We start from the raw sequence: 22,515 nt of genomic DNA, 5'->3' as shown, positions 1-22,515 counted from the left end.
TCATCGCGCGATATGCGGATCGTCACCTGATGCGGTTCTTCCGGGGGGATGCTGCGTTCGCCATCCCGGAGCTATACAAAACTCTGGAACTGGAAAACTATTTCTACGCCATCCGCCTTCGGGCCAATCGCGTTCTTCAGGGCAAGATTGCGCATCTGCTCAAGCGCCCTGTGGGTCGTCCGCCAAAAGGCGTGAAGCGCATCTACGGCGACTTCCAATATCAGGCGGCATCTTGGGACAAACCTCGTCGTGTCATCGCCAAGGTGGAATGGCATCCCAGCGAGTTGTTCCCGCGCGTGGGCTTCGTGGTCACCAACATGCCGATGGAACCCGACTGGATCATCCGCTTCTACAACCAACGCGGCACCGCCGAGCAATACATCAAGGAAGGCAAGCAGGCGATCAACTGGACCCGTTTGTCCTGCAAAGGCATGGCGCAGAACGAGGTGCGGCTGCAACTCCATGCACTGGCTTACAATATCGGTGCCTTCCTACAGGGCACTGATCTACCTGATGAGATAGCCGACTGGTCACTGACAAGCCTGCAGACGCGATTGATCAAGATTGGTGCGAGGGTTGTGCGTCACGCCCGTGCAATCACCTTCCAACTGGCCGAGGTGGCTGTCAGCGGCGATCTGTTCAACCGCATCCTTGCGGCCATACATCGGCTGCGCGCACCGCCGGTTCCCTAATGACAACATCGTTAATCATAAAACCTGAACAAAAGCGGCTCAACCGGTCTATCCATACGGGGGTCGGTCAGACCAATATCCGGATCAACCTCGCCCCCGAGACCGGAAATCGGGCGCAGTTCGCGCGTCAGATGCCCGAACAACGGCACCATGGGTGCAAGAGGCTTGATAGGAGCGCAGAACAGCGGCAAGGTGGGCGGGAGGACGTTCTACTTGGGGAATGTCAGTTAAAGAGACCTACATTATGGGCGAGACCGAAGGAGCCGAAATGAAACAAGAAATGTTTCTGCCGGAAGATTATCGTCCGGCCGAAGATGAGCCTTTCATGAATGATCGGCAGCTTGAGTATTTCCGACGCAAACTTCTGAATTGGAAGCAGGATCTGCTCGCTGAAAGCCGCGATACCATTGAAGGGCTACAAGACAACACCCGCAACATTCCAGATGTCGCAGACCGGGCCAGCGAAGAGACCGATCGTGCTCTTGAGCTGCGGACACGGGATCGTCAGCGTAAGCTGGTGTCGAAGATTGACTCGGCTATTCGCAGGATTGATGAAGGCGAGTACGGTTACTGTGAAGTGACTGGGGAGCCTATTTCTCTCAAACGTCTGGATGCGCGGCCAATCGCAATCATGAGCCTGGAAGCGCAGGAACGTCATGAACGGCGTGAAAAAGTGCATCGCGACGATTGATTTCTGAGCGACAGATAAAAAACCATGACGTCGGGGCCTGTTGCTCCGACGTTTTTCGTTTATGGAAGTGAACGAGAAAAACTCGCGAGCCCTGATGACCCTGACCGATCTCAACATAACCATTATCGGTGCTGGCATAGGTGGCTTGGCTGCGGCGCTTGCTCTGCGCCGTCGAGGCGCACAAGTGACAGTGCTGGAACAGGCGGAAGCCGTTTCGGAAGTTGGTGCTGGTCTGCAGATCACTCCGAATGGATTATCGGTGCTCCGGGCCCTGGATCTGCACGATGAGCTGGCCTGGTGTTCGCAACGGGCCAAGGCGGTTGTGTTGCGCAGCCATGGCCAGGGACGGGAAGTGCTGCGTCTGGACCTTGACCAGTATGCTGCCGATTTGCGCTACTATTTTGTGCATCGGGCCGATCTGATCCGGATACTGGCGAATGCGGCCCGCGACGCCGGCGTTCAGGTGCGTCTGTTGCAGAAAGTCCAGCGGGTGGAATGGAACCCGAAACCGGTGGTCTATCTGGCCAATGGTGCGCAATGTGGCGGGGATCTGGTGATTGGGGCGGATGGTCTGCACTCCAAGGCCCGCAAGGCGTTAAATCAGGTTGGTCAGCCATTTTTCACTGGTCAGGTGGCCTGGCGCGCAATTGTTCCAAATCACGCCAAGCTACCCGCAGAAGCGCAGGTTTTCATGGGACCGGGCCAGCACCTGGTTGCCTATCCGCTGCGTGATGGATCTTTGGTCAATCTGGTTGCGGTGCAAGAACGACGCGCCTGGGCAGAAGAAGGCTGGCACATCAAGGATGATCCGGCCAATCTGCGCCGGGCCTTTTCAAAATTCGGCGGGCAGGCGCATGGGCTTTTGTCGCAGGTAGACGAGGTTGCTCTTTGGGGCCTGTTCCGTCATCCGGTTGCAAGCCATTGGCATATGGGCGCTGTGGCCCTGCTCGGAGATGCGGCGCATCCGACACTGCCGTTTATGGCACAGGGTGGCAACCTGGCTCTCGAAGACGCCTGGGTTCTGGCTGATGCGCTGGAAGATAGCTCCGGCGGGATCCCCGAAGCACTTGCAGCCTATCAACTGCGGCGTCGCGACCGGGTGGTAAAGGTGGTTCGGGCAGCCAGTCGCAATGCCTGGAAATACCACCTGCGCGCCCCGCTCAGCTGGCCCGCCCACCAGATCTTGAAACTGGGGGGGCAGGTGGCTCCGCAACGCATGGTGGGGCAGTTTGACTGGATTTATCGCCATGATGTCACCAAGTCCGGCGAGTAACGGATACAATACAAACGAGGCTGCCGCCTGCCTGTCCGCGTAAACCCTGGCCGACATGACCTAGTGCGGCTATTGGGTAAGATCGGCGGTGTCGCCGTCAGCTATCCAGCCAGTTATCCAGCTCAACCCAGATCAGATATCCAGCTCAACCCAGATCGGCACGTGATCCGAAGGTTTCTCGCGGCCCCGGATCTCTTTGTCGATCTGACAGTCCTGCAGCAGATCTGCCGCTTGCGGTGACAGCAGGAAGTGATCGATGCGAATGCCGTCATCGCGGTTCCAGGCCCCGGCTTGATAGTCCCAGAATGAATAGTGACCTGGCCCCTGATGGCGGGCCCGATAGGCATCGGTAAAGCCGAGGTTGACGATGCGCCGATAGGCGGCGCGGCTTTCCGGGCGATGCAGGGCGTCCTCGTGCCAGGCTTCCGGGCGTTTGGCGTCTTCGGCCTGCGGGATAATGTTGTAGTCACCAGCCATGAGCGCAGGAATTTCATCCTGCAACAGGGCCTCGGCGCGGGCCTTCAGGCGCTCCATCCAAGCCAATTTATAGGCGTATTTGCCCCCCGCAACTGGGGCGCCATCTGCAGTCAGTTCGACCGGGTTGCCGTTGGGCAGGTACAGACCGCAAATGCGCAGGGCCTGTTTGCCGACCACGGTTGCTTCGATCCAGCGCGCCTGGATGTCTTCTTCATCGCCGGGCAGGCCGCGCTGGACATCCTCCAGTGGCAGCTTGGACAGGATCGCCACACCATTGAAACTTTTCTGACCATGAGTTTCCACGTTATAGCCGCGGTCCTCAAAGAGGGCGCGCGGAAAGGCTTCGTCCACCGACTTAATTTCCTGCAGCACCACCACATCTGGCTGCGCCTCATCGAGCCATTGCGGCAGCGCATTGGCGCGGGCTTTGATTCCATTGATGTTGAAACTGGCGATTTTCATGATGCGTCTCCTGCTGCAGCGACCGGAAAGCTGCTTCCGATCTATCGCTGAATAGTGGGGGCGGAGCAAGTGGTCGAAGCCGGGCCGAACCGCAGAGGGCTACTTTTTGTTTGCGACAGGGGCTTTGCAAAAGAGGCGTGTTGTTTGCACATGCTGAGTTTCTGCTTTGCGTTTGCCGACCTGTGGGTAACGCGCCAAGGCCCCTGTGTATCGATTTAATTGTCTGAAATTTCGCAGTTGAATCGAAGGTAAAGTTGAGGTGGGCAAGTTAGTTCTACCGCCATAAATTGAGTGAAAAGCATTTGCAGATACAACCTGCCGTGCCAGCGTTTTGATCTGATCGATCAAACCAACGGAGGATACCATGACTGCTTTGTTGAAAACCCGGAACCTCGTTTTCCCCGCTGCTGTGAAGTCGATGGCAGAACCTCAGTCTACCGACATCTCTACTTGCACCAATCTGTTTGAAGGCGGCGGCACGCAGTCGTTTTCTTCCGGCCCAATCCCGGCCTGCGAGGGCAGATCCGGTTTAGGCGAAGGCACGCACCTGTTCAGCTCAGGGTAGACCTCGCGAATGAAAGCGACCAAATCAGGCGACGCCAGCGGATTGTTTTCCTCTGGTAGTTGAAAGCTCGGACGAGTGAGAAGCAGGATTGAGCGGCCTCGTGAGGGTTCGGGGCCGCCTGACGATGCCAACAAGGGGGGGCGCAGAAATGGACCAGATAGCGGGGCAGTTTAAAGGACGGATAGCAGAGCAGGTTGACCGGCAGGTCGCGAATGAAACAGTAGATCAGGGGTTCGGACAGGTTCTGAGCTTTCCCGCACACCGCTTGGGGCAGTTGCAGGACGAGAAATGCACCCGCTTGGTTGCCAGCTTCGCCGCTGCGCGCCGCGCTGCGCAAGAGGTCTTCTGGTTGAAAGGAAATGCCGAGCGTCTCAATATTCTGGAATGCACAGGTTTAGGTCATACTCTCGGGTCGGAGGAAGGGGCGTGGGCACCGCTGACCGCTTTCTATGAAGACGCAGGCCGTCAGCTTTGTTTTTTCAGGCAATATTATCGCTTCATTCTATCGATCTGCATGGACCTCGAAGATCTTGGGCTGGCCTCTGGAGCGGCCTATGGCCACGCGGAAAGGGGGTGCCGGATCATGAGCTATCGGATCTGCAAAGAGCCGAAGCGCGGCGCCTTTTGGCACGCCGTGGTGTTGCGGCACCAGACGGCAGGGCTTTTCGGGCCTAAGTGAACGGCTACACGACTTCATCAATGATGCGGGAACATTCACGATCCCGAACAAGAAAACCGCCTACGAGCTGACACCTATTCTGTTCTATCTCTCTGAATATGGGAGCCGCGATCCTGGCGTCTCGTCGGAGGCGTTGCTCAGCTTGAACACTGTTGGTGTTCTGGCGTTTCTTGATCAGGATGCCGATCTTTTTAGCCGAAGTCTGTATCGCGCAACGCTACGCCGGGCAGCTTCCGCCCCGCGGATGGGAGGCTTGGTTGAAGAACCATACGCTGAGCTTTGATCTTCTGGTGGATGAGGAGCGAAGCCCAGACGGTTTTGCTGACCAGGATGACTACCACATGTATTTCACCGGTAACTGGCACCAGGCATGCTGCAGTGGGACTGCGTTTTTGCAACCCATTCCCGAGGGCAGGCTGCGGTTCAGGCGTCCGGCGCGGCATTCTACAGAACGTGTCGCAGGCGGTATTCGAAGCCGGAGAAAGCTGTCTGGATTGGCAGGTTTTACGGCCTCGGATAATGGCGGAGCTGGTCGAGGACGAAGGCTATGTGCTACGTCAGGCAGAGGTGGATTGTCCCGATTTCGATGCCTTTTTCGACGGGTTTGCCAGGGCTGATACTGTGGGCAGAGCGTGATCATGTCGGATTTGTCAAAACCGGTTCTGGGTGTTGTTCTGGTCGCCGGTTGTACTGGGATGACCTCTTTAGCGGATGGGAATACCAAGTTGCTGGCTGGTGGATATGAGGCCGCGCAGCTCTATGTGATTTCCGGAGGTGTGGTTGCGATACTATGCTTGGTGAGTAGCGCTGCTCTACGACTACGCTCGGTTAGAGACAACATAAATGCTGGCAATACCGCGAAGACGGTCTGGGCGAAGCCATGGCACACGCGCTGCCCGGGCGCTATGGCCTTGCGTTCTTTGGCGACCGTAGTGGCAGCGATTTGCTTTTTCTACGCGTTTCGTTTGCTGCCTTTTGCGCAGGTTTTCCTGTTCATAGGCGTGATGCCCCTGATGGCCAGGGTTTTGTCGGGCCTGATCCTGAAAGAGCACATTTGCAGGGCCAGTTGGATTGCTTTGCTGATGGTGTTTCTCGGGATTGTGTTTCTGTTCCTGACGGAGGAGGGCGCAGTGGGCGCTGGTCATTCCGTCGGTCATGCTATTGCTTTACTAGGCGCGGGGGCGGGGACCATTTCGATGGTTATTGCGCGCTATATCAGCCGTTTTGACATTTCTGTTCTGCCGCAGGTGTTTTTCCCAATCTTGCACTTTATCTGCTTATGCTGCCTGCTGTCTGGCGGCCGATGCCGATCGAAGAGAAGATGTGGTCTGGGCGTTGACCTATGCAGGTTCACTGTTTGGTGCGCGCTGGCTGGTCGTCGCGTCTTTGCGTCTGTTGCCGACCTATGTGGTGATGCCTTTGATGAACCTGCAATTTGTCTGGATAGTGTTGATTGGGGGTATTGTTTTCGGCGAAACGGTCAGCCTGGGCACCTGGGCTGGTGGTTGGTTCTGGGCTGTATCTGCTACGCGAGTAGGTCGGATCTGCAGTAGGCTCAGTCGTCGGGACAGAAGCCAGGACGGCTGCCGGGCCCGTTGCAACACAGCGGTCTGGTCCGGTTTTGGAAAATGCTTGACGGAAACAGGTTGACGCCTGCCTGTTGTGTCACAGCCGCAGTCCTTTGCCCAGGAAGGAGCAAATTGGCAGGGGAGGTTGGCGGTGGCAAGTTCCTCAGGTGCAAATCCCCCGGGTGCTACATCGAGAAAGAGGTGCCGCAGCCACAGCTGGAAGAGGCATTAGGGTTCTCAATGGTGAATCGCGCGCCAATGAGCTCATCGGTGAAATCGATCACCGCATTTTCCAGAAACGGAAGCGAGATACTGTCGACCACGACCTTTTCGCCCTGGCTTTCCAGAACCAGATCGTCCTCTTTCGGGTTGTCGAGTGCAATTTCGTATTGGAACCCGGAACAACCGCCGCCTTCGACGGCAATGCGCAGCGCCTGGCCCTGGGTGGCCGCGCCAATTTCGTTCAGTCTTGCAAAGGCTCTATCGGTCACTTTTGGTGGCAGGTGCATCTGGTCTCTCCCAATGCTGTATTGCAGCGCTTTGCATTATATAGAAAGGTGCGGGGCAAGCGACAAGATTTAGCGCAAGAGAAAGATTAGTCATGTATGCCTCTTATGCCACCAAGCCGGATCAGAGCCGGGGCAGGCTGATTGCCGAGGAAGAAAGCAGCTTTCGCTCTCCGTATCAGCGCGACCGAGATCGTATCATCCATGCCAGCGCCTTTCGGCGACTGAAGCACAAGACACAGGTTTTTGTCGAACACGAAGGCGACAATTTTCGCACGCGTCTGACCCATTCGATCGAGGTGGGGCAGGTCGGGCGTACCATTGCGGCAGCACTTGGGCTCAATCAGGAACTGACAGAGGCGGTCGCGCTGGCGCATGATTTGGGACATACGCCCTTTGGCCATACCGGTGAAGATGCGCTGCACGCCTTGATGCAGCCATATGGCGGCTTTGATCACAATGCTCAGGCCATTCGCATCGTCACCTGCCTTGAACGTCACTATGCAGAATTTGATGGGTTGAATCTGACTTGGGAAACCCTTGAAGCGATTGCCAAACATAATGGTCCAGTGATTGGAGAGCTGCCCTGGGCGCTGGCTGAATGCAATGCCACGATGGATCTCGAACTGCACACGCATGCCAGCGCCGAGGCGCAGGTGGCAGCATTGTCGGATGATATCGCCTATAACAACCACGATCTGCACGACGGGTTGCGCGCCGGGCTGTTCACGGATGCGGAAATCACCCACCTGCCCATCATCGGTGCGGCCTACGGTGAGGTGGATCGCAAATACCCCGGTCTTGATCCGCTGCGTCGCCGCCACGAAGCTTTGCGTCGGGTTTTTGGTGTCATGGTCAGCGATGTGATTGATACGTCGCGTGCAAACCTTGCTGACAGTGGCGTGCAAAGCGTCGAAGAGGTGCGTGCGCTGGGCCGCCCGGTTATTTGTTTTTCACCGGATCTGTGGTGCGATCTGAAAGAAATTCGCGCCTTTTTGTTTCGCCGGATGTATCGCGCGCCGTCCGTTATGGTGGTGCGCACTCGCATGGCAGCCGTGGTCGAAGATCTGTTTCCCTATTTTCTGGCCAATCCCCTGCAGATGCCAGAACGCTGGCACGATGAAATCCGCGCCGCCGATGATCAGGTCACGCTGGCGCGCATCACCTCGGATTATATTGCGGGAATGACGGATCGCTTTGCGCTGCAGTTGCACGAACGCCTTGTCCAGGAGGGCAGTTTCCCTGATGCGGGCTGAAATCACTGCCTGATAACGGGCATCTTGGACCTACCTGAGATGTGAACTGGCCCTATGATCGGTCCCCGGTTGGCTTTTTCTATGGGGAAATACCCCCAAAAGCCTGCGACCCTCATGACCCATTGGACTGTTACCTTTCAGGATGCCCCCGAAATGACCCGGCTGCGCGCTGACAAGTTGCGGCGCAAGGCTCATATCGCCTTTGTGCGAGCGCATCCCGAATTGCAGATCGGTGGCGCGCTGGCGATGCGCCCGATGCAGGATTTCCCCGGTGCGATCTGGAACGTCGAGGCCGAAAGCCGCGCCGATGTCGAACGCCTGATCCTGCGGGATCCTTTCTATGTCGCCGCGCTGCGCCGTTATACGATCACAGCCTGGTCCACGACCGTTGCTGCCCAAAACGTCTGATCCTGGCCAGACCGGGACGCCAGATCAGGACGTCAGATCGGCGCTATAGTACCCTCTGGACGTAGATGCTGGGCGTAGACTGGCGCATAGAAAGGTTGACCCTTGGGCTAGGCGTGATAAGCCGCAAAGTCGAACCAGCCAAGTCGAACCAATGGGACGCTAGAGATGAACCTTTTTTCCGATATCCGCTCGCTTGTGATCGACAACCTGACCGCAATGACCGCTGCTGGCGATCTGCCCGAAGGGCTTGATTTTGCCAATGTGTCAGTGGAACCACCGCGCGATGCAGCCCATGGCGATATGGCAACAAATGCGGCCATGGTACTGGCCAAACCCGCCAAGATGAAGCCGCGTGATATTGCCGTGGCTCTGGCGGCAAAGCTGGATGCGGATGCACGGATCACTTCGGCCGAGGTTGCAGGCCCCGGCTTTCTTAACCTTCGCTTGGCACCGGGTGTCTGGCAGGGCGTGCTGAACACGGTACTGGCTGAAGGCGTTGACTATGGTCGTGCCGATCTGGGCAAGGGCAAGCGGGTTAATGTTGAATATGTTTCGGCCAACCCGACCGGTCCTCTGCATGTGGGCCATACCCGCGGAGCCGTCTTTGGCGATGCGCTGGCCTCGCTGCTGGCCTATGCAGGCTATGATGTGACCCGGGAGTATTACATCAACGATGGCGGCGGTCAGGTCGATGTTTTGGCGCGCTCTGTCTACCTGCGCTATCTTGAGGCCCACGGTCAGGAAATCGCTTTTGCCGATGGTACCTATCCTGGTGACTATCTGGTGCCAGTAGGGCAGGCGCTAAAGGACAAAGTTGGTGACGCCTATCTCAACCAGCCCGAAGACGTCTGGCTGGCTGAGGTGCGTGAATTCTCCACAGATGCGATGATGGAGCTGATCCGCGCTGATCTGGCCCAACTGGGGATCGAGATGGATGTGTTCTATTCAGAGAAATCCCTCTACGGCACCGGTCGGATCGAGGCGGCGCTGGCAGAGCTGGAAAGCAAAGGCCTGATCTATCAAGGCGTGTTGGAGCCACCAAAAGGCAAAAAACCGGATGATTGGGAGCCGCGTGAGCAGACCCTGTTCAAATCCACTGATCATGGCGATGACGTCGATCGCGCCGTGAAGAAATCCGATGGCGCCTGGACCTATTTTGCCCCCGACATCGCCTATCACTATGACAAAATTTCGCGCGGCTTTGATGAGCTGATCGACATTTTTGGCGCCGACCACGGTGGCTATGTCAAACGGATGAAGGCCGCTGTTTCGGCTCTGTCCGATGGCAAGGTGTCGCTCGACATCAAGCTGTGCCAGTTGGTGAAGCTGTTCAAAGACGGCCAGGAATTCAAGATGTCCAAACGCGCGGGCACCTTTGTCACCCTGCGCGATGTGGTGGATGCGGTTGGCCCGGATGTTACTCGTTTCATGTTGCTGACGCGCAAGAACGATCAGGGTTTTGACTTTGATCTCGACAAGGCGCTGGAGCAGTCCAAGGACAACCCGGTGTTCTATGTGCAATACGCCAATGCGCGGATCTGTTCGACCCTGCGCAAGGCTGCAGAGGTGGATATTGAGGCGTCAGACGCGATCTTGGCGCAGGCAGATCTTTCGCAGATCATTCATCCGGCACAGCTGGCGGTGATCAAGAAACTGGCAGAATGGCCGCGTCAGATCGAAATCGCCGCCCGCACCAATGAGCCGCATCGCGTGGCCTTTTATCTCTACGATCTCGCCTCCGAGTTGCACGGGCTGTATCATCTGGGCAAAACGGAACATGGTTTACGATTTGTTAACGAGAGCAGCCAATCGGCAACACATGCCAATTTGGCGTTGGCGCGCAGCGTTTCCATTGTTATTTCCGCAGGTCTTGGTATTCTTGGTGTGAAACCGGCGCAGGAGATGCGGTAACAAAACCGCCCAAACCGCCGGACTGAGGCAGTTCAAGAGACCCTAAAGTAACCGCGCAAGATCCTTCTTGCGGGGTTCCATGGGCAGTGAGGCGGATTATGGCGTATTTTGCGCAGGCGGGCTCCGGTCAGGCCTATACCCCAAGCGGCATCCAGGATGAGGGTGCTGGCGAGCAGATCGCAGCACAGACCAAACCAGAGGCCAAACCTCAGGTCAACTCCCAGGCGTCGCTGGGGCTGAAAGCATCGACTTTGAAGGCGACACCTAACAGGCATGGTGCGGGCCAATCTCACAGTCAGTCGCAAAGTCAGTTTCCGGCCGAAGGGCCGGACCTGCATGCGAACTACCAGTCGGACTATTCAGGAACGGCTGCCCGCCAGGAAGCCACAACAGTATCTCCCACAGCTTTTTCCTATGCCGCGACACCGTCGTCGACTTTTGGTGCTCCCGGGGGTGCTGCTCCTGCTATGTCAAACCCTGAATCGACCGCGCCAGCTGTTCCTTTTGAACCAGCAGCCGTGACAGCGCCGCAACTGCAGGACTATGTCAGCACTGACTATGCCGTGCCGGGATTGAGCGCGCAGAGCTATGGTCAGCGGTCTTTGTCTGACGGGACCTCAGAACAGAGTGCAGAACAGGGGTATGATCAGTCTTATGGTGCTGCAGCCTATGCAGCTCCTACTTATGGGGGCGAATCTCCGCAAAGCTATAGCTATGACGAGACCCCGCAGGATGATTACGGATACGATGATAGCGGCTATCAAGCACCGGTAGCGCGGGCCGGATTGGCCAGGGCTGCAAGCCTTCTTGGGGCGGCTGCGTCTTTGGCACTGGTGATTGGTATCGGTGCCTGGGGCTATCAGCTGGTGATGCGGGATGTCAGCGGCGTGCCAGTGGTTCGGGCCGTCGAAGGCCCCATGCGGGCGCAACCCGAAAAACCCGGCGGACAGCAGGCGGATCATCAGGGTTTGGCAGTCAATTCAGTTGCTGCAAACGGCACAGCCGAAGCGCCGGCCGATCGGTTGACGCTGGCGCCGCAACCGATTGAGCTGTCCGAGGACGATCAGCCGATGTCGCGGCTGACGGCCCCCGAGGCCGATATCGCTCCACAGGTTGAGGGCCAGGTTTTGCGTGTACAACCTTCACAGTCAGCCCAGTCAGCTCAGGTTTCCGAGGCCTCTGTTGCGGCCTATCGGAACGGCGACATTGACGCGCTGGTGGCTGAATTGACCGATGGTGTCTCTCCTTTGGCCGCGGGCACCGGCTCTGACGCGGCAGCTGCCGCGCCTGCCATTGTGCAACCAGCGCCGTTACAGCCGGTGGAAATTGCCGCTATTGGGGCCGCGCCTGCGCCGGCCTCGACGCTGCGCAATGCTCCGGGGCTCAAAATTTCTTTACGCCCGAACCTGCGCCCGGCCCGGTTCAGCCCCGCTGTCGCCCAGACCAATTCGGGAACCGGTATCGCAACGCTTGAAGTCGACCCCAAGACCCTGCCTGCGGGCACGCGTCTGGCGCAGCTTGGCGCTTATGAAAGCGCGGCAGTGGCCCGTGCCGAATGGGATCGGATCTATAGCCGGTTTGACGACTATCTCGAAGGCAAAAAACGAGTCATCCAGCGGGCTGAAAGCGGTGGGCGTACCTTCTACCGTTTGCGTGCCATGGGTTTCGACGGCCTGTCTGATGCGCGGCGCTTCTGCTCCGCTCTGGTGGCAGGCAAAGCCGATTGTATTCCGGTAACCACCCGCTAATGGCGCATGGTGCCACCATACTGGATGCAGACGGGCTGCGGCTCACGGCGGCGGAAAAGGATCTGTTTCGCGAGGTTGATCCCTTTGGGTTTATCCTGTTTGCCCGCAATATCGACACGGCTGATCAGGTGCGCGCACTATGCGCTGATTTCCGCGACGCCGTGGGACGCGACTGCCTGATCACCATCGATCAGGAAGGCGGGCGGGTCCAGCGTCTGCGTCCTCCATTGGCGCGAGACTGGTCTGCGCCGCTTGAATTTGTTGAACAGGCAGGCGCGCAGGCTGAACGTGCACTATACCTGCGATACCGGCTGATTGCTCAGGAACTGCATGCTCTTGGCATCGACAGCAACTGCGCCCCGGTTGGCGATCTGGTGACGCCGCAAACCCACCCTTTCTTGCGTAACCGTTGCTACGGAAGTGAGGTGGCAACGGTTGTGCGCCTGGCCCGCGCTGTCGCACAGGCGCATCTGGATGGCGGCGTGCTGCCGGTGCTGAAACATATGCCCGGCCATGGTCGCGCCACTGCCGATAGCCACAAGGATCTGCCGCATGTGGAGGCACCTCTGGCGACGTTGCAGGCGCAAGATTTTTCTGTCTTTCAGCAATTGAATGATCTGCCACTCGGCATGACTGCACATCTCGTCTATGAGGCGCTGGATGATTTGCCCGCAACCATTTCGGCCAAAGTCATGCAGATGATCCGGCAGGAAATTGGCTTTGACGGGCTGATCATGACCGACGATATCTCGATGAAGGCGCTTGCCGGGACTGACCCGGAAAAGACCGCCGATTCTGTGGCGGCGGGCTGTGATCTGGTGCTCTATTGCAATGCACCGCTTGAAGCGCGGCGCGCGGTCGCCGAGGCCGCAGGCGTCATGAGCGAGGCGGCGAGCCAACGCGCCGCTGCTGCCATGGCCCAGCGTCAGGCGCCCAAGGCGCTTGACACAGCGGCCGCTGACGCGGAACTTTGTGCCCTGATGGGCGCGAAGGTCCACGAGGGGCAATGACTGAACAAAATCTTTTTCACGAGATCGCCGCGCAATCGGTCGAGGAACGGCTGGCGGCCGAGGCGCTGATCGTCGATGTTGACGGCTATGAGGGGCCGCTTGATCTGCTGTTGACGCTGTCGCGCACCCAAAAGGTGGACCTGCGCCGGATCTCGGTTCTGGAACTGGCCCGGCAATACCTGAGCTTTGTTGAGCGCGCCAAAGAGCTGCGGCTGGAGCTGGCGGCTGATTATCTGGTGATGGCGGCCTGGCTGGCCTATCTGAAGTCGCGGCTATTGTTGCCGCCCGATCCCAGCGAAGATGGTCCGTCCGGCGAAGAACTCGCGGCGCATCTGGCATTTCAACTGGAACGGTTGCAGGCGATGCGGGACGCAGCTGCGCGTTTGATGGGGCGCGACCAGCGTGGCCGTAATTTTTTTGCACGTGGCCAGAACGAGGGCATTCAGCGTATTCGTACCGTTACCTATTCGGCCAATCTTCTGGATTTGATGCAGGGCTATGCGCGCATTCGCACCAAGGATGATTTCCGCCCCTTTGTGATGGATCGCGACAGTGTCTTTACCATGGAAGAGGCGCTGGAGCGGATGCGGGCACTGATCGGGTTTACCGGCAGCTGGACCGATATGCTGAGCTATCTGCCGGATGGATGGCACAAGGACCCGGTCAAGCGCCGGTCAGCCACGGCAGCGACCTTTGCCGCCTCGCTGCAGCTGGTCAAAGAGGGGCGACTGGAAATCCGTCAAAGTGATAATTTTGCGCCCATCCAATTGCGCAGCCTGGAAGAGGAGCAGTGATGGAGCAAGATCCCAAGATGGCGACGCACTCAGCGCCGCGTGAGAGCGACAGCCTGTTTGATGCACCACCAATGGCGGAGCAGGAACGTATGGTCGAAGCGGTGCTTTTTGCCAGCTCGGAGCCCGTCACCCTGCGAGATCTGGAAGGTCGCATGCCGCATGGCTGCAATCCGGGCGAGGCGGTTGAGCACCTGCGCAAACGCTACGAGGGGCGTGGCGTGCGTGTGGTGCGCGTCGGAGAGGCCTGGGCCATGCGCACGGCACCTGATCTCGGGTTCCTGATGCAAAAGGAAATTGTGGAGACCCGAAAGTTGAGCCGGGCCGCCATCGAAACCCTGGCAATTATTGCCTATCATCAGCCGGTTACGCGTGCAGAGATCGAAGAAATTCGCGGCGTGTCTGTTTCGCGCGGCACCATTGACCAGCTGCTTGAGATGGAATGGATCCGTCTGGGCCGACGGCGCATGACGCCAGGGCGACCCGTCACCTTTGTGGTGACGCCGGTGTTTCTGGATCATTTTGGTCTCGAAAGCGCGCGGGACCTGCCCGGTCTGAAGGAGCTGCGTGCAGCTGGCTTGTTGGAAAACCGTCCGCCTCCGGGGTCACTGCCACTGGGGCAGAGCGAAGAGGACGAAGACGGTGGTGCACAACCAGAGCTGTTCGAAGAGTGACCCTCTATTTGGGCCATGATATATGGCCCTGCCGATCACTGTAATTTGTTTACTATTGGTCAAGGAATTGCCCGATTTTACGGCTATATTGGGTGAAAGCAGCGTGGGCAGAGTGGAGAGCGACGATGAATTTGGACATGATCCTCAGAATGGTGATGCGACGCTTGGTCGGCAAGGCGGTCAATTCAGGACTGAGCGCAGGTATGAACGTCTTTTCTGGGCGTGGTGGCAAGCGGCCAATGGCTCCCCCGCGCGCGGAAACCCCGGACGAGATCGAAGCCCGGGCAGAACGCGAATATCAGCAAGCGATTAAACGGGCGCGCCAGGCGAGACGGGATCAGGCCTAGGCTCAGACGCAGGTTTGGAGCGCAGACTGATCGCGGCCTCGAAGGCCTCCAGCAGGCACAGGCCCGCCGAAACGGCCAGACACCCTAGCAGCCCCCAGGGCGCAAAGACCAGACCACCCGCAAAGGGCGCGGCAAAGACGCAGAGATAGGTCACGGTGCTGTATAGTCCCATGATTGCGCCACGTTGACTGGGATCCAGCGCCGTCAGGCGCGCCACTAGCAGGTTCAACCCCAGATGCTGGAAAATGCCCCAGATCAGCGACATCGCAAGCAGGAGCCCATAGCTGTCGGCGACGGCTCCCATGCCCAGATAGGTGAGGGTGATCAGTACAAAAATCGGAGGGGTGGCGCGGGTCAGCCCCAATTTGTCGAGCAGCGGGTCAAACAGAACCGCCAAGCCGAAACCGATGCCGTAGAATAGTGGTAACAATCCGGCTTCAGCTGTGCTGCGCCCTAGGCCGAGCGTGATATGGGCGCCGGTGAAAAAGTAGCTGATGTAAAACCCCAGCATCAACAATGAGGCCGCCAAAAGCCCGCGCTTGATCCCAGGCACGCGCAGTGCCGTCAGTAGCGAGCTGGGCTGGCTGTGCATGGCTTTGATCCGTGCCAGCCCGTCCGAGCTGAGCCAGAGCACCGCAGCCAGGGTCGCCAATGCCAGATAGACCAACCGCCATCCGGCGAGATCGGCAACCCAGGCGCTGAGACTGACCCCCAGCACCATCGACAGCGTCCAGCCGGTAAGTACAAGACCTACGGTGCGTGCCTCGCGCCCCTTGGGGGCAATAAGTGCTGCGAGAGAATAGATTGATGGCAGGGCAGCACCCCCGGCCAAACCACAGAACCCCTGGGCCAGGATGAGCCCCCAAAGGTTAGGCGCTGCGGCGCTGGCCGTGAGACCTGCTGTCAGCGCCAGCAGGGCCAGTCGCAACAGGCGCCCGGCACCGATCCGGTCCCCCAATGGTGCCAATGTCAGCGCCGCCGCAGCGACTCCAAGCCCGTAAGAACTGGCAGCCTGGATCACCCCGGCCGGAGAGGCCGCAAGATCAGCACCGACAGCCAGAACCAAAGGCGATAGCAAAAGCGAATTGGAGCCAATGATGCCAATGGCGCTCATCAGGATCAGCACTGATTGCCAAAGCGCCGGATGGGAGGCATTTGTGTTCAGCAGGGGCATTATGCTTCACCTTTGAATTTTATTCTGCCTAAGCTAGTATATGCTGAAGATAATTCTGTGAACCCATCAAAGGTAAAGCCTGGGGTGAACAGATGCAAAACCATATATCATTCGGACAACGCGGGGATTGGGGCCACCTATGGATGAACTTGACCGAAAAATATTAGGTGAGCTGAGCTGCGATGCAACGCAGTCTTATGCCACGATCAGCTCTGCCGTGGGCCTGTCAGCTCCGGCTGTGCACGAAAGGGTCAAGCGAATGCGCGCCTCTGGGGTGATCAAAGCGACGGTGGCGCAGATAGATGGTACGGCTGTGGGCAAGCCGCTTCTGGCCTTTATCCATGTTGACACGGTCGGCTGGGGCAAGACGGGGGCGATGCTGGCGCTGGATGCCTGGCCCGAGGTCGAGGAAATCCACTCGGCTACGGGTGATACCTGTCTGATTCTCAAGGTGCGTGTGGCCTCGCCGCAAGCGCTGGAAGGGTTGCTGTCGCAGATCTACGATGTTGAAGGGGTGCGGGGCACCCGCACCTATGTAACGCTGTCGACGCATCTGGAACGTTCTGTTCAGGCAGAGGTTTCCAAAGACCTTTCCGACGGGCTGTTTGTTAAATAGCCTCTGGCGCCGCGTTACGGCGTCCAACAGGGCGCGGGATATATGCTGACCCAAAGGCTGTTGTTTCAGCCTTTGGATTTGGTCTCAGGGGTTTTTCTTTCAGGGGATTTGAAGTGTTTCGACAGTTTCAGACCCTGGCCCTGATAATTGGAGGCAATACCTGACCCATAAAGCTGCTCTGGCAGCTCGGCCATGCGTTCATAGACCAGACGGCCGACGACCTGGCCGTGCTCCAGCACAAAAGGAGCCTCATGGCAGCGCACCTCAAGCACCCCGCGTGAGCCGGCACCTCCGGCGGCGTCATGGCCAAAGCCGGGATCAAAGAAGCCGGCATAATGCACCCGAAACTCTCCGACCATGGCCAGATAGGGGGCCATCTCGGCAGCATAGGCGGGCGGGATATGAACAGCCTCCCGGCTGACCAGAATGTAAAAGGCGCCGGGGTCCAGAATGATACGACCAGAGGTGCTGCGCACTTCTTCCCAATAGTCTTGCGGGTCATACTCCCCGATCCGATCCAGATCGATCACACCGGTATGGGGCTTGGCCCGATAGCCAACCAGATCTGAGCCGGGCAGGCGCAAATCGACCGAAAACCCCAACCCGTCTTCGATCACGGCTGTCCCATCAACCAGCGGGCTTTCGGCGTGCAAGGCGCAGAGTTCAGCGTCACTGAGAACAGCCTGACCCGAGCGGAAGCGGATCTGGTTCAATCGCATGCCAGGCCGGACCAGCACAGAAAAGGAGCGCGGGCAGATTTCGGCATAGAGCGGGCCGGTATAGCCGGGTTTGATCCGGTCAAACTCAACACCGCCATCGGTGATTGTACGGGTCAGAAGATCCAGCCGCCCGGTCGAACTTTTGGCATTGGCCACAGCTGAAATATCCTGCGGCAGGGCGAGGCCTTCCATCAAAGGCACGACATAGACGCAGCCTTTTTCAAGCACGGCCCCCTCTGTCAGGTCGATCCGGTGCATCTCGAACTCGGCGATGCGGTCGGCGACACTGCACTCATGCCCAGCCAGAAAGGACGCGCGGACCCGGTAGGCAAGAGTACCCAGACGCAGGTCGAGACTGGCGGGCTGGACCTGACCATCCACCAGCGGCTGGCTAATGGAAATCTCGCCATCTTGCACCATTGTTTCAATGGTTTGGCTGGGCAATACGCCGGTCATGATCGATCCTCCTTGGTGCCGGGTCTGGCAACATTGCAGATCGATATCACCTCTTTGCGGATTTGGCAAAATCTGTGAAATCTGTCGATTGAAAACAAAAAAACCGCCCGAGTGAAGCTCACTCAGGCGGTTTTTTGGTCGGGCTAGCAGGACTCGAACCTGCGACCTTCCGTCCCCCAGACGGACGCGCTACCAGGCTGCGCCATAGCCCGCTGATGACGGGTTCTACTGTATTTCCCGCCGGGGACAAGGGGGTATTTCTGCTTTTTTCCCGTCAGGACAATTATTTTGATCCTAGGCAGTCAGCGCCCGCAATTGAGCAGCGCAATTTGCAATATCTGCGTGCAGATGTGTCGGCAGGGTTTTGGTTTTCGACAAAAGGGCGAGGATACCTGGGCTCAGGGCGTTTTGCGCGGCTGGATCCTCATCTGCGATATCAATCACACGCGGTGCAGTTGCAGCTGTAGAAACCGGACCTAGATTGGCGTCAGTAGGGCTGGAAGAAGGAGTACCCCCCTCGGGTGGGCTATCTGATTCCTTCTCCATTTGGTGCGGCGTCTCAGCACCGAGGGGCATGTCTTGCGCCGACGATGTGGCGTCGGGCTCAGCCACGGCGGCCTCAGGTTCGGTCGCAAGGCCGGTGTTGTCCTGTGCAAGGATCAGGTCGGGCTCCGACTGCATAGCAGGTTCAGCTGGGGTTTCAGGCAGCGACGTTCCAGCCAGGGAAACTGCCGGATCTGCCTGCTGCGCGCCGGTATCCTGAGGGATGTTTACGGCAGTCTCGCCCTGAGGATCCTCATGTGCTGTGGACTCGCCTTGTGGCTCTTGGTCCTGCGCGCCGGTGTCAAAAGCCGGATGAGATTGGGACTGGTCTACTTGCGACTGGTCGAGAGGCGTGGTCGCAACCTCGGGTGTGGGTTCAGTTGCAGGAAGGTCGGCGGCAGCGGGCGCGACCGTATCTGGCGCATCGGCGACGGGGGCATCGACGTTTGTCACAGGAGAAGCTGGTGCGTCCGAGGCCGGTACAGGTGCCCCTGGCTGTGGCGCATCCAATTCCATGTACATTTGTTCGGGTGTGTCTGTTGCCTGGTCTGCTGCCGGGGCAGGTGCCTGGTCAGGATTTGGGGTAGGCGTCGCGCTTACTGGAGAGGCAGAAGGCGCTGTGGCTGCGGGTTGGTCGCCAGCGAATCCGTCGGCAAGGGTTTGGGATGTTTGAGAATCAGACGTCGGCGGAGCGGTTTGTGCCTCTCCCTGTTGTTCACCTTGCTGCTGTTCCAAGGCACTTGGCACAGAGGCCTGCACAGGAGGCTGTATAGGGGCGGGCTGCGGAGCTGCATCGGCTGGGGAAACGGCAGGAACGTCTGTTTCAATCGCTTCTGATCGAGGTGCAGGCGTCTGTGCACTCAGGGGATCTGTAGCAGGAAGGCTTTGCTCCCCGGCCATAGGTTCATCCGCCGAGGGAGGTGAAGCGCTTTCGGTGGATTCGACCTGCAAGAAGTTCTCTTGCGGCGTTGTGGCGACCTCTGCAATGGGTGCGGCCTCTGTGCCGAATCCTGCAGTGTTTGTAGAAGTTTCTGATGCTGAGGCGTCGCCGGGAGGGCCGTCCGCTTCGAGATCGTGCGACATTTGACTGACGTGGCTGATACCAAGGTCACGCAGAATCGCCTGCACCTCTTTGATCGACATACCGTCTTGATGCAGCAGTTTGCGAATGCCACCCAGCAACAGCATATCTGCCGGGCGATAATAGCGTCGCCCGCCCGCCCGTTTGACGGGCTTGATCTGAGTGAATTTGCTTTCCCAAAAGCGCAGAACATGTGCCTGTACGCCTAGCCAATCCGCGACTTCGCTGATGGTGCGAAAGGCATCCGGTGATTTCGACATCAATTTTGTTCCGTTGATATTGCCCTGGGAAGAGCGTGTATTAAGCGGTGTAGACCGGCTGAGCAAACCCGATGTCGAAAACGCGTTCCGGAGTTTTGCCTATCCAGAAACCTTATTTACGGTTTCCGTCTGCGACACGGTCTTTCATCAAATGAGATGGACGGAAAGTCAGAACGCGGCGTGGTTGAATAGGAACCTCTTCGCCGGTCTTTGGGTTGCGCCCGACGCGCGCGGATTTATCCCGCACACTAAAAGTCCCAAACGAAGAGATTTTCACCTGTTCGCCGCGCACCAAGGCGTCAGACATGTGTTGCAACATGCTTTCCACCAGCTGTGCGCTTTCATTCCGAGACAGGCCAACCTCGCGGAAGACGGCTTCGCTCAGATCCATGCGTGTAAGAGTTTTTTCGCCCATGCTAATCCCCGTTGTTTGTCAAAGCATAGGGGCAGGGGAATTTCCCTGTCAATATCAATGAATTGCAAGTGGCTCTGTTTCACGCCAGCGTAGCTACCAGCGCAACACTACCGCACCCCAAGCGAGACCGCCGCCAATCGCCTCGGTGACGATCAGATCACCGGGCTTGATCTGGCCGCGTGATTTGCCCACAGAAAGCGCCAGCGGGATCGAGGCTGCCGAGGTATTCCCGTGGTCCTGCACGGTAACAACCACGTTGTCCATCGACAGGCCCATCTTTTTGGCGGTGCCCTGAATGATGCGGATATTGGCCTGATGGGGCACGATCCAGTCGACGTCGGCGGTGGTCAGTTCTGCACGCTCCAGCGCGGTGTTTGCGGTTTTCGCAAGTTTTTCAACAGCGTGGCGGAAGACTTGATTGCCCTGCATACGCAGGTGGCCAGTGTTTTGGGTCGACACCCCGCCATCCACATAGAGCAGATCTTTGTAGCGTCCGTCGGAATTCAGATCGGTTGCCAGGATACCGCGATCATCTTTGGTTCCGGCCGCTGTCTGGGCTTCCAGTACCAAAGCGCCAGCGCCATCTCCAAACAACACACAGGTGGACCGATCGGTCCAATCCATGATGCGGCTGAAAGTTTCCGATCCGATGACCAGCACCCGATCCGCCTGACCAGAGACGATCAGCGCATTGGCATTGGTCAGCGCATAGACAAACCCGGCACAGACTGCCTGGACGTCAAAGGCAAAGCCCTTGGTCATGCCCAGTTTGGCCTGAACCATGGTCGCAGCGGAGGGAAAGGTGAGATCGGCGGTGGAGGTGGCCAGGATAATGGCGTCGATATCATCGACTTCCAGCCCGGCGTCTTTCAGGGCCTCCAGCGCGGCGGCTGTGGCCATATCCGACGTGGTCTCGCCTTCGGCGGCAAAATGACGCCGTTCAATACCGGAGCGGGAGCGAATCCATTCGTCGGAAGTTTCCAGAGAGGCTTCGAATTCTGCATTTTCAACGACCCGCGCGGGGAGGTAATGTCCAGTGCCAACTACTACTGCACGTCGCGTCATTCTTAGCCTGCCTTTTGGTCTTATTGGGGGGGATGCTCAGCATCCTGGGGAACAGCTTTATCTTGGGTAAGCTCGACCACGGATGCAACCCGCGCCGCCAGCTTTTCTGCAAAACCCTGCTGTGCCAGACGGAAGGCCAGTTTGACGGCTGCCGATACTCCGGTCGCGTCTGCACCGCCATGGGATTTTACCACGGTCCCGTTGAGTCCGAGAAAGACACCACCGTTCACGCGCCGTGGATCGATGCGTTTCGCCAGCCGCCCCAGTGACGTGTAAGCTAGGACCGCTGCAAGTCGCGAAAGGATTGAGTATTCAAAGGCTTCCCGAAGGGCGCTGCGCAGCAGGCTGGCGGTGCCTTCGCCGGTCTTGATTGCAACATTGCCGGTGAAACCATCGGTGACGATCAGATCAGCCACATTGCCGGGAATGTCACTGCCTTCGACAAAACCAACAAATTCGTAGTTTGCAATCGCCGCGTGTTCGGCAATCAGCGCATGGGCCTCTTTCAGCTCAGCGTGGCCTTTGTGTTCTTCGGTGCCGACATTGAGCAAGCCGACGCGCGGTTTTGCGATATCCATCGAATTGCGCACATAGGAGGTGCCCATCAGCGCATATTGCAACAGATCCTGTGCATCTGCTCGCACATCAGCGCCAACATCCAGCATGGTGTTGAAGCCCTGCGGATTGCTAGAGGGCCACAGAATGGCAATGGCCGGGCGGTTCACACCGGGTACCTTGCGCAGGCGTAGCATCGACAGCGCCATAAGGGCACCGGTATTGCCGCAGGAGACAGCCCCGGCAGCTTCGCCGGCCTTCACCGCATCCAGTGTCGACCACATCGACGTCCCTTTGCCATTGCGCATAACCTGGCTGGGTTTGTCATCCATGGTGACGATCTTCTGCGCGTCGCGAATCTCCACGCGACCATCCAGGATGCGTCTCTTTGCTACCAGGGGTTTCAGCTGATCAGCCGGACCGTGCAACAAAAAGGCAATCTGAGGATTCTTCTTTGCAGACATGGCAAGACCGGCCACCACAACTGCGGGGCCGGCGTCTCCGCCCATGGCGTCAACCGAGATCACAATGCGGTCGGCTTTTGACACTGATTGATCGGGTTTACCCGTCATG

23 protein-coding genes and 1 tRNA gene are annotated in these 22,515 nt (G+C 58.2%); 14 read left to right on the top strand and 10 right to left on the bottom strand.

The window, feature by feature from the left end:
• Positions 1-692, top strand: a 692-nt coding sequence (locus PH5382_RS14735; RefSeq protein ID WP_156414925.1) for an IS1380 family transposase, incomplete at its 5' end; no start/stop codon positions are given.
• Positions 693-703: 11 nt separating this feature from the next.
• On the opposite strand, the gene PH5382_RS19790 is transcribed toward PH5382_RS14735, so the two are convergent.
• The gene (locus tag PH5382_RS19790) at positions 704-844 is read right to left on the bottom strand and encodes a hypothetical protein (RefSeq protein WP_156414924.1); all 141 of its coding nucleotides are present in this window, start codon (positions 842-844) and stop codon (positions 704-706) included.
• Between the two features lie 116 nt (positions 845-960).
• Between PH5382_RS19790 and dksA the strand changes: the two genes are divergently transcribed.
• Together dksA and PH5382_RS14725 are read left to right on the top strand one after the other, a co-directional pair.
• On the top strand, positions 961-1,383 hold the full coding sequence (dksA, locus tag PH5382_RS14730) for an RNA polymerase-binding protein DksA (protein ID WP_058335161.1): 423 nt from the start codon (positions 961-963) through the stop codon (positions 1,381-1,383).
• Between the two features lie 94 nt (positions 1,384-1,477).
• Positions 1,478-2,656 (top strand): FAD-dependent monooxygenase, encoded by a 1,179-nt coding sequence (locus PH5382_RS14725; RefSeq protein ID WP_058335160.1) that lies wholly within the window; start codon positions 1,478-1,480, stop codon positions 2,654-2,656.
• A 132-nt stretch (positions 2,657-2,788) separates the two neighbouring features.
• Here PH5382_RS14725 and xth read toward each other — a convergent pair whose 3' ends face one another.
• A complete protein-coding gene (xth, locus tag PH5382_RS14720) occupies positions 2,789-3,595 on the bottom strand; it encodes an exodeoxyribonuclease III (RefSeq protein ID WP_058335151.1) in 807 nt (268 codons plus the stop codon).
• 713 nt (positions 3,596-4,308) lie between these two features.
• Between xth and PH5382_RS14715 the strand changes: the two genes are divergently transcribed.
• Positions 4,309-4,839 (top strand): DUF6902 family protein, encoded by a 531-nt coding sequence (locus PH5382_RS14715; RefSeq protein WP_156414923.1) that lies wholly within the window; start codon positions 4,309-4,311, stop codon positions 4,837-4,839.
• A gap of 638 nt (positions 4,840-5,477) precedes the next feature.
• Positions 5,478-6,392: a DMT family transporter gene (locus PH5382_RS14710; protein ID WP_231751896.1), complete on the top strand. Its 915-nt coding sequence runs from the start codon at positions 5,478-5,480 to the stop codon at positions 6,390-6,392.
• 200 nt (positions 6,393-6,592) lie between these two features.
• Here the strand turns inward: PH5382_RS14710 and PH5382_RS14705 are convergent, their stop codons facing one another.
• On the bottom strand, positions 6,593-6,916 hold the full coding sequence (locus PH5382_RS14705) for a HesB/IscA family protein (protein ID WP_058335149.1): 324 nt from the start codon (positions 6,914-6,916) through the stop codon (positions 6,593-6,595).
• A 92-nt stretch (positions 6,917-7,008) separates the two neighbouring features.
• On the opposite strand from PH5382_RS14705, the gene PH5382_RS14700 reads away from it, so the two are divergent.
• The 8 genes from PH5382_RS14700 (at position 7,009) to PH5382_RS14665 (ending at position 15,058) form a co-directional block, all read left to right on the top strand.
• A complete protein-coding gene (locus tag PH5382_RS14700; RefSeq protein ID WP_058335148.1) occupies positions 7,009-8,169 on the top strand; it encodes a deoxyguanosinetriphosphate triphosphohydrolase in 1,161 nt (386 codons plus the stop codon).
• 114 nt (positions 8,170-8,283) lie between these two features.
• Positions 8,284-8,577: a YciI family protein gene (locus tag PH5382_RS14695; protein WP_058335147.1), complete on the top strand. Its 294-nt coding sequence runs from the start codon at positions 8,284-8,286 to the stop codon at positions 8,575-8,577.
• 165 nt (positions 8,578-8,742) lie between these two features.
• A complete protein-coding gene (argS, locus tag PH5382_RS14690) occupies positions 8,743-10,488 on the top strand; it encodes an arginine--tRNA ligase (protein WP_058335146.1) in 1,746 nt (581 codons plus the stop codon).
• Positions 10,489-10,586: 98 nt separating this feature from the next.
• Positions 10,587-12,236 carry an SPOR domain-containing protein gene (locus PH5382_RS14685; protein WP_231751895.1) on the top strand — a complete coding sequence of 550 codons (1,650 nt, stop codon included), beginning with the start codon at positions 10,587-10,589 and terminating at the stop codon, positions 12,234-12,236.
• On the top strand, positions 12,236-13,246 hold the full coding sequence (gene nagZ, locus PH5382_RS14680) for a beta-N-acetylhexosaminidase (protein ID WP_058335145.1): 1,011 nt from the start codon (positions 12,236-12,238) through the stop codon (positions 13,244-13,246). The genes PH5382_RS14685 and nagZ overlap by 1 nt, the downstream gene beginning before the upstream one ends.
• On the top strand, positions 13,243-14,040 hold the full coding sequence (locus PH5382_RS14675) for a segregation and condensation protein A (RefSeq protein WP_058335144.1): 798 nt from the start codon (positions 13,243-13,245) through the stop codon (positions 14,038-14,040). The genes nagZ and PH5382_RS14675 overlap by 4 nt, the downstream gene beginning before the upstream one ends.
• Positions 14,040-14,711, top strand: coding sequence for an SMC-Scp complex subunit ScpB (gene scpB / locus PH5382_RS14670; RefSeq protein ID WP_231751894.1), 672 nt, complete (start codon positions 14,040-14,042; stop codon positions 14,709-14,711). The genes PH5382_RS14675 and scpB overlap by 1 nt, the downstream gene beginning before the upstream one ends.
• Before the next feature lie 125 nt (positions 14,712-14,836).
• Positions 14,837-15,058: a hypothetical protein gene (locus tag PH5382_RS14665; RefSeq protein ID WP_082645693.1), complete on the top strand. Its 222-nt coding sequence runs from the start codon at positions 14,837-14,839 to the stop codon at positions 15,056-15,058.
• Here PH5382_RS14665 and PH5382_RS14660 read toward each other — a convergent pair.
• Positions 15,021-16,232, bottom strand: a complete 1,212-nt coding sequence (locus tag PH5382_RS14660; RefSeq protein ID WP_058335143.1) for an MFS transporter — start codon at positions 16,230-16,232, stop codon at positions 15,021-15,023. The two genes, PH5382_RS14665 and PH5382_RS14660, sit on opposite strands and share 38 nt — an antisense overlap.
• A gap of 139 nt (positions 16,233-16,371) precedes the next feature.
• Here PH5382_RS14660 and PH5382_RS14655 point away from each other — a divergent pair, with 139 nt between their 5' ends.
• On the top strand, positions 16,372-16,848 hold the full coding sequence (locus PH5382_RS14655; RefSeq protein ID WP_058335142.1) for an Lrp/AsnC family transcriptional regulator: 477 nt from the start codon (positions 16,372-16,374) through the stop codon (positions 16,846-16,848).
• Between the two features lie 65 nt (positions 16,849-16,913).
• Here the strand turns inward: PH5382_RS14655 and PH5382_RS14650 are convergent, their stop codons facing one another.
• The 6 genes from PH5382_RS14650 to plsX all read right to left on the bottom strand — a co-directional run bounded on the left by PH5382_RS14650 (position 16,914) and on the right by plsX (position 22,514).
• Positions 16,914-18,023, bottom strand: coding sequence for a 2'-deoxycytidine 5'-triphosphate deaminase (locus PH5382_RS14650; RefSeq protein WP_058335141.1), 1,110 nt, complete (start codon positions 18,021-18,023; stop codon positions 16,914-16,916).
• Between the two features lie 135 nt (positions 18,024-18,158).
• Positions 18,159-18,235, bottom strand: a tRNA-Pro gene (locus PH5382_RS14645).
• A gap of 82 nt (positions 18,236-18,317) precedes the next feature.
• Positions 18,318-19,907: a MerR family transcriptional regulator gene (locus PH5382_RS20165; RefSeq protein ID WP_082645692.1), complete on the bottom strand. Its 1,590-nt coding sequence runs from the start codon at positions 19,905-19,907 to the stop codon at positions 18,318-18,320.
• A gap of 112 nt (positions 19,908-20,019) precedes the next feature.
• The gene (gene ihfA, locus PH5382_RS14635) at positions 20,020-20,322 is read right to left on the bottom strand and encodes an integration host factor subunit alpha (protein ID WP_008207184.1); all 303 of its coding nucleotides are present in this window, start codon (positions 20,320-20,322) and stop codon (positions 20,020-20,022) included.
• Positions 20,323-20,415: 93 nt separating this feature from the next.
• On the bottom strand, positions 20,416-21,387 hold the full coding sequence (locus tag PH5382_RS14630; RefSeq protein ID WP_058335140.1) for a beta-ketoacyl-ACP synthase III: 972 nt from the start codon (positions 21,385-21,387) through the stop codon (positions 20,416-20,418).
• Between the two features lie 20 nt (positions 21,388-21,407).
• On the bottom strand, positions 21,408-22,514 hold the full coding sequence (gene plsX / locus PH5382_RS14625) for a phosphate acyltransferase PlsX (protein ID WP_058335139.1): 1,107 nt from the start codon (positions 22,512-22,514) through the stop codon (positions 21,408-21,410).
• Between the last annotated feature and the right edge of the window lies 1 nt (position 22,515).

Origin of the sequence: Phaeobacter sp. CECT 5382, assembly GCF_001457775.1 — a bacterium.
Classification (GTDB): domain Bacteria; phylum Pseudomonadota; class Alphaproteobacteria; order Rhodobacterales; family Rhodobacteraceae; genus Pseudophaeobacter.
The sequence above is the reverse complement of the archived record's forward strand: the minus strand, read 5'-3'. Positions and strand labels throughout refer to the sequence as shown.

What these genes read in the sequence shown, in the direction of transcription:
- PH5382_RS19790 (WP_156414924.1), bottom strand. Translation starts at nt 844, where the DNA reads ATGGTGCCGTTGTTCGGGCATCTGACGCGCGAACTGCGCCCGATTTCC.
- dksA (WP_058335161.1), top strand. Translation starts at nt 961, where the DNA reads ATGAAACAAGAAATGTTTCTGCCGGAAGATTATCGTCCGGCCGAAGAT.
- PH5382_RS14725 (WP_058335160.1), top strand. Translation starts at nt 1,478, where the DNA reads ATGACCCTGACCGATCTCAACATAACCATTATCGGTGCTGGCATAGGT.
- xth (WP_058335151.1), bottom strand. Translation starts at nt 3,595, where the DNA reads ATGAAAATCGCCAGTTTCAACATCAATGGAATCAAAGCCCGCGCCAAT.
- PH5382_RS14715 (WP_156414923.1), top strand. Translation starts at nt 4,309, where the DNA reads ATGGACCAGATAGCGGGGCAGTTTAAAGGACGGATAGCAGAGCAGGTT.
- PH5382_RS14710 (WP_231751896.1), top strand. Translation starts at nt 5,478, where the DNA reads ATGTCGGATTTGTCAAAACCGGTTCTGGGTGTTGTTCTGGTCGCCGGT.
- PH5382_RS14705 (WP_058335149.1), bottom strand. Translation starts at nt 6,916, where the DNA reads ATGCACCTGCCACCAAAAGTGACCGATAGAGCCTTTGCAAGACTGAAC.
- PH5382_RS14700 (WP_058335148.1), top strand. Translation starts at nt 7,009, where the DNA reads ATGTATGCCTCTTATGCCACCAAGCCGGATCAGAGCCGGGGCAGGCTG.
- PH5382_RS14695 (WP_058335147.1), top strand. Translation starts at nt 8,284, where the DNA reads ATGACCCATTGGACTGTTACCTTTCAGGATGCCCCCGAAATGACCCGG.
- argS (WP_058335146.1), top strand. Translation starts at nt 8,743, where the DNA reads ATGAACCTTTTTTCCGATATCCGCTCGCTTGTGATCGACAACCTGACC.
- PH5382_RS14685 (WP_231751895.1), top strand. Translation starts at nt 10,587, where the DNA reads ATGGCGTATTTTGCGCAGGCGGGCTCCGGTCAGGCCTATACCCCAAGC.
- nagZ (WP_058335145.1), top strand. Translation starts at nt 12,236, where the DNA reads ATGGCGCATGGTGCCACCATACTGGATGCAGACGGGCTGCGGCTCACG.
- PH5382_RS14675 (WP_058335144.1), top strand. Translation starts at nt 13,243, where the DNA reads ATGACTGAACAAAATCTTTTTCACGAGATCGCCGCGCAATCGGTCGAG.
- scpB (WP_231751894.1), top strand. Translation starts at nt 14,040, where the DNA reads ATGGAGCAAGATCCCAAGATGGCGACGCACTCAGCGCCGCGTGAGAGC.
- PH5382_RS14665 (WP_082645693.1), top strand. Translation starts at nt 14,837, where the DNA reads ATGAATTTGGACATGATCCTCAGAATGGTGATGCGACGCTTGGTCGGC.
- PH5382_RS14660 (WP_058335143.1), bottom strand. Translation starts at nt 16,232, where the DNA reads ATGCCCCTGCTGAACACAAATGCCTCCCATCCGGCGCTTTGGCAATCA.
- PH5382_RS14655 (WP_058335142.1), top strand. Translation starts at nt 16,372, where the DNA reads ATGGATGAACTTGACCGAAAAATATTAGGTGAGCTGAGCTGCGATGCA.
- PH5382_RS14650 (WP_058335141.1), bottom strand. Translation starts at nt 18,023, where the DNA reads ATGACCGGCGTATTGCCCAGCCAAACCATTGAAACAATGGTGCAAGAT.
- PH5382_RS20165 (WP_082645692.1), bottom strand. Translation starts at nt 19,907, where the DNA reads ATGTCGAAATCACCGGATGCCTTTCGCACCATCAGCGAAGTCGCGGAT.
- ihfA (WP_008207184.1), bottom strand. Translation starts at nt 20,322, where the DNA reads ATGGGCGAAAAAACTCTTACACGCATGGATCTGAGCGAAGCCGTCTTC.
- PH5382_RS14630 (WP_058335140.1), bottom strand. Translation starts at nt 21,387, where the DNA reads ATGACGCGACGTGCAGTAGTAGTTGGCACTGGACATTACCTCCCCGCG.
- plsX (WP_058335139.1), bottom strand. Translation starts at nt 22,514, where the DNA reads ATGACGGGTAAACCCGATCAATCAGTGTCAAAAGCCGACCGCATTGTG.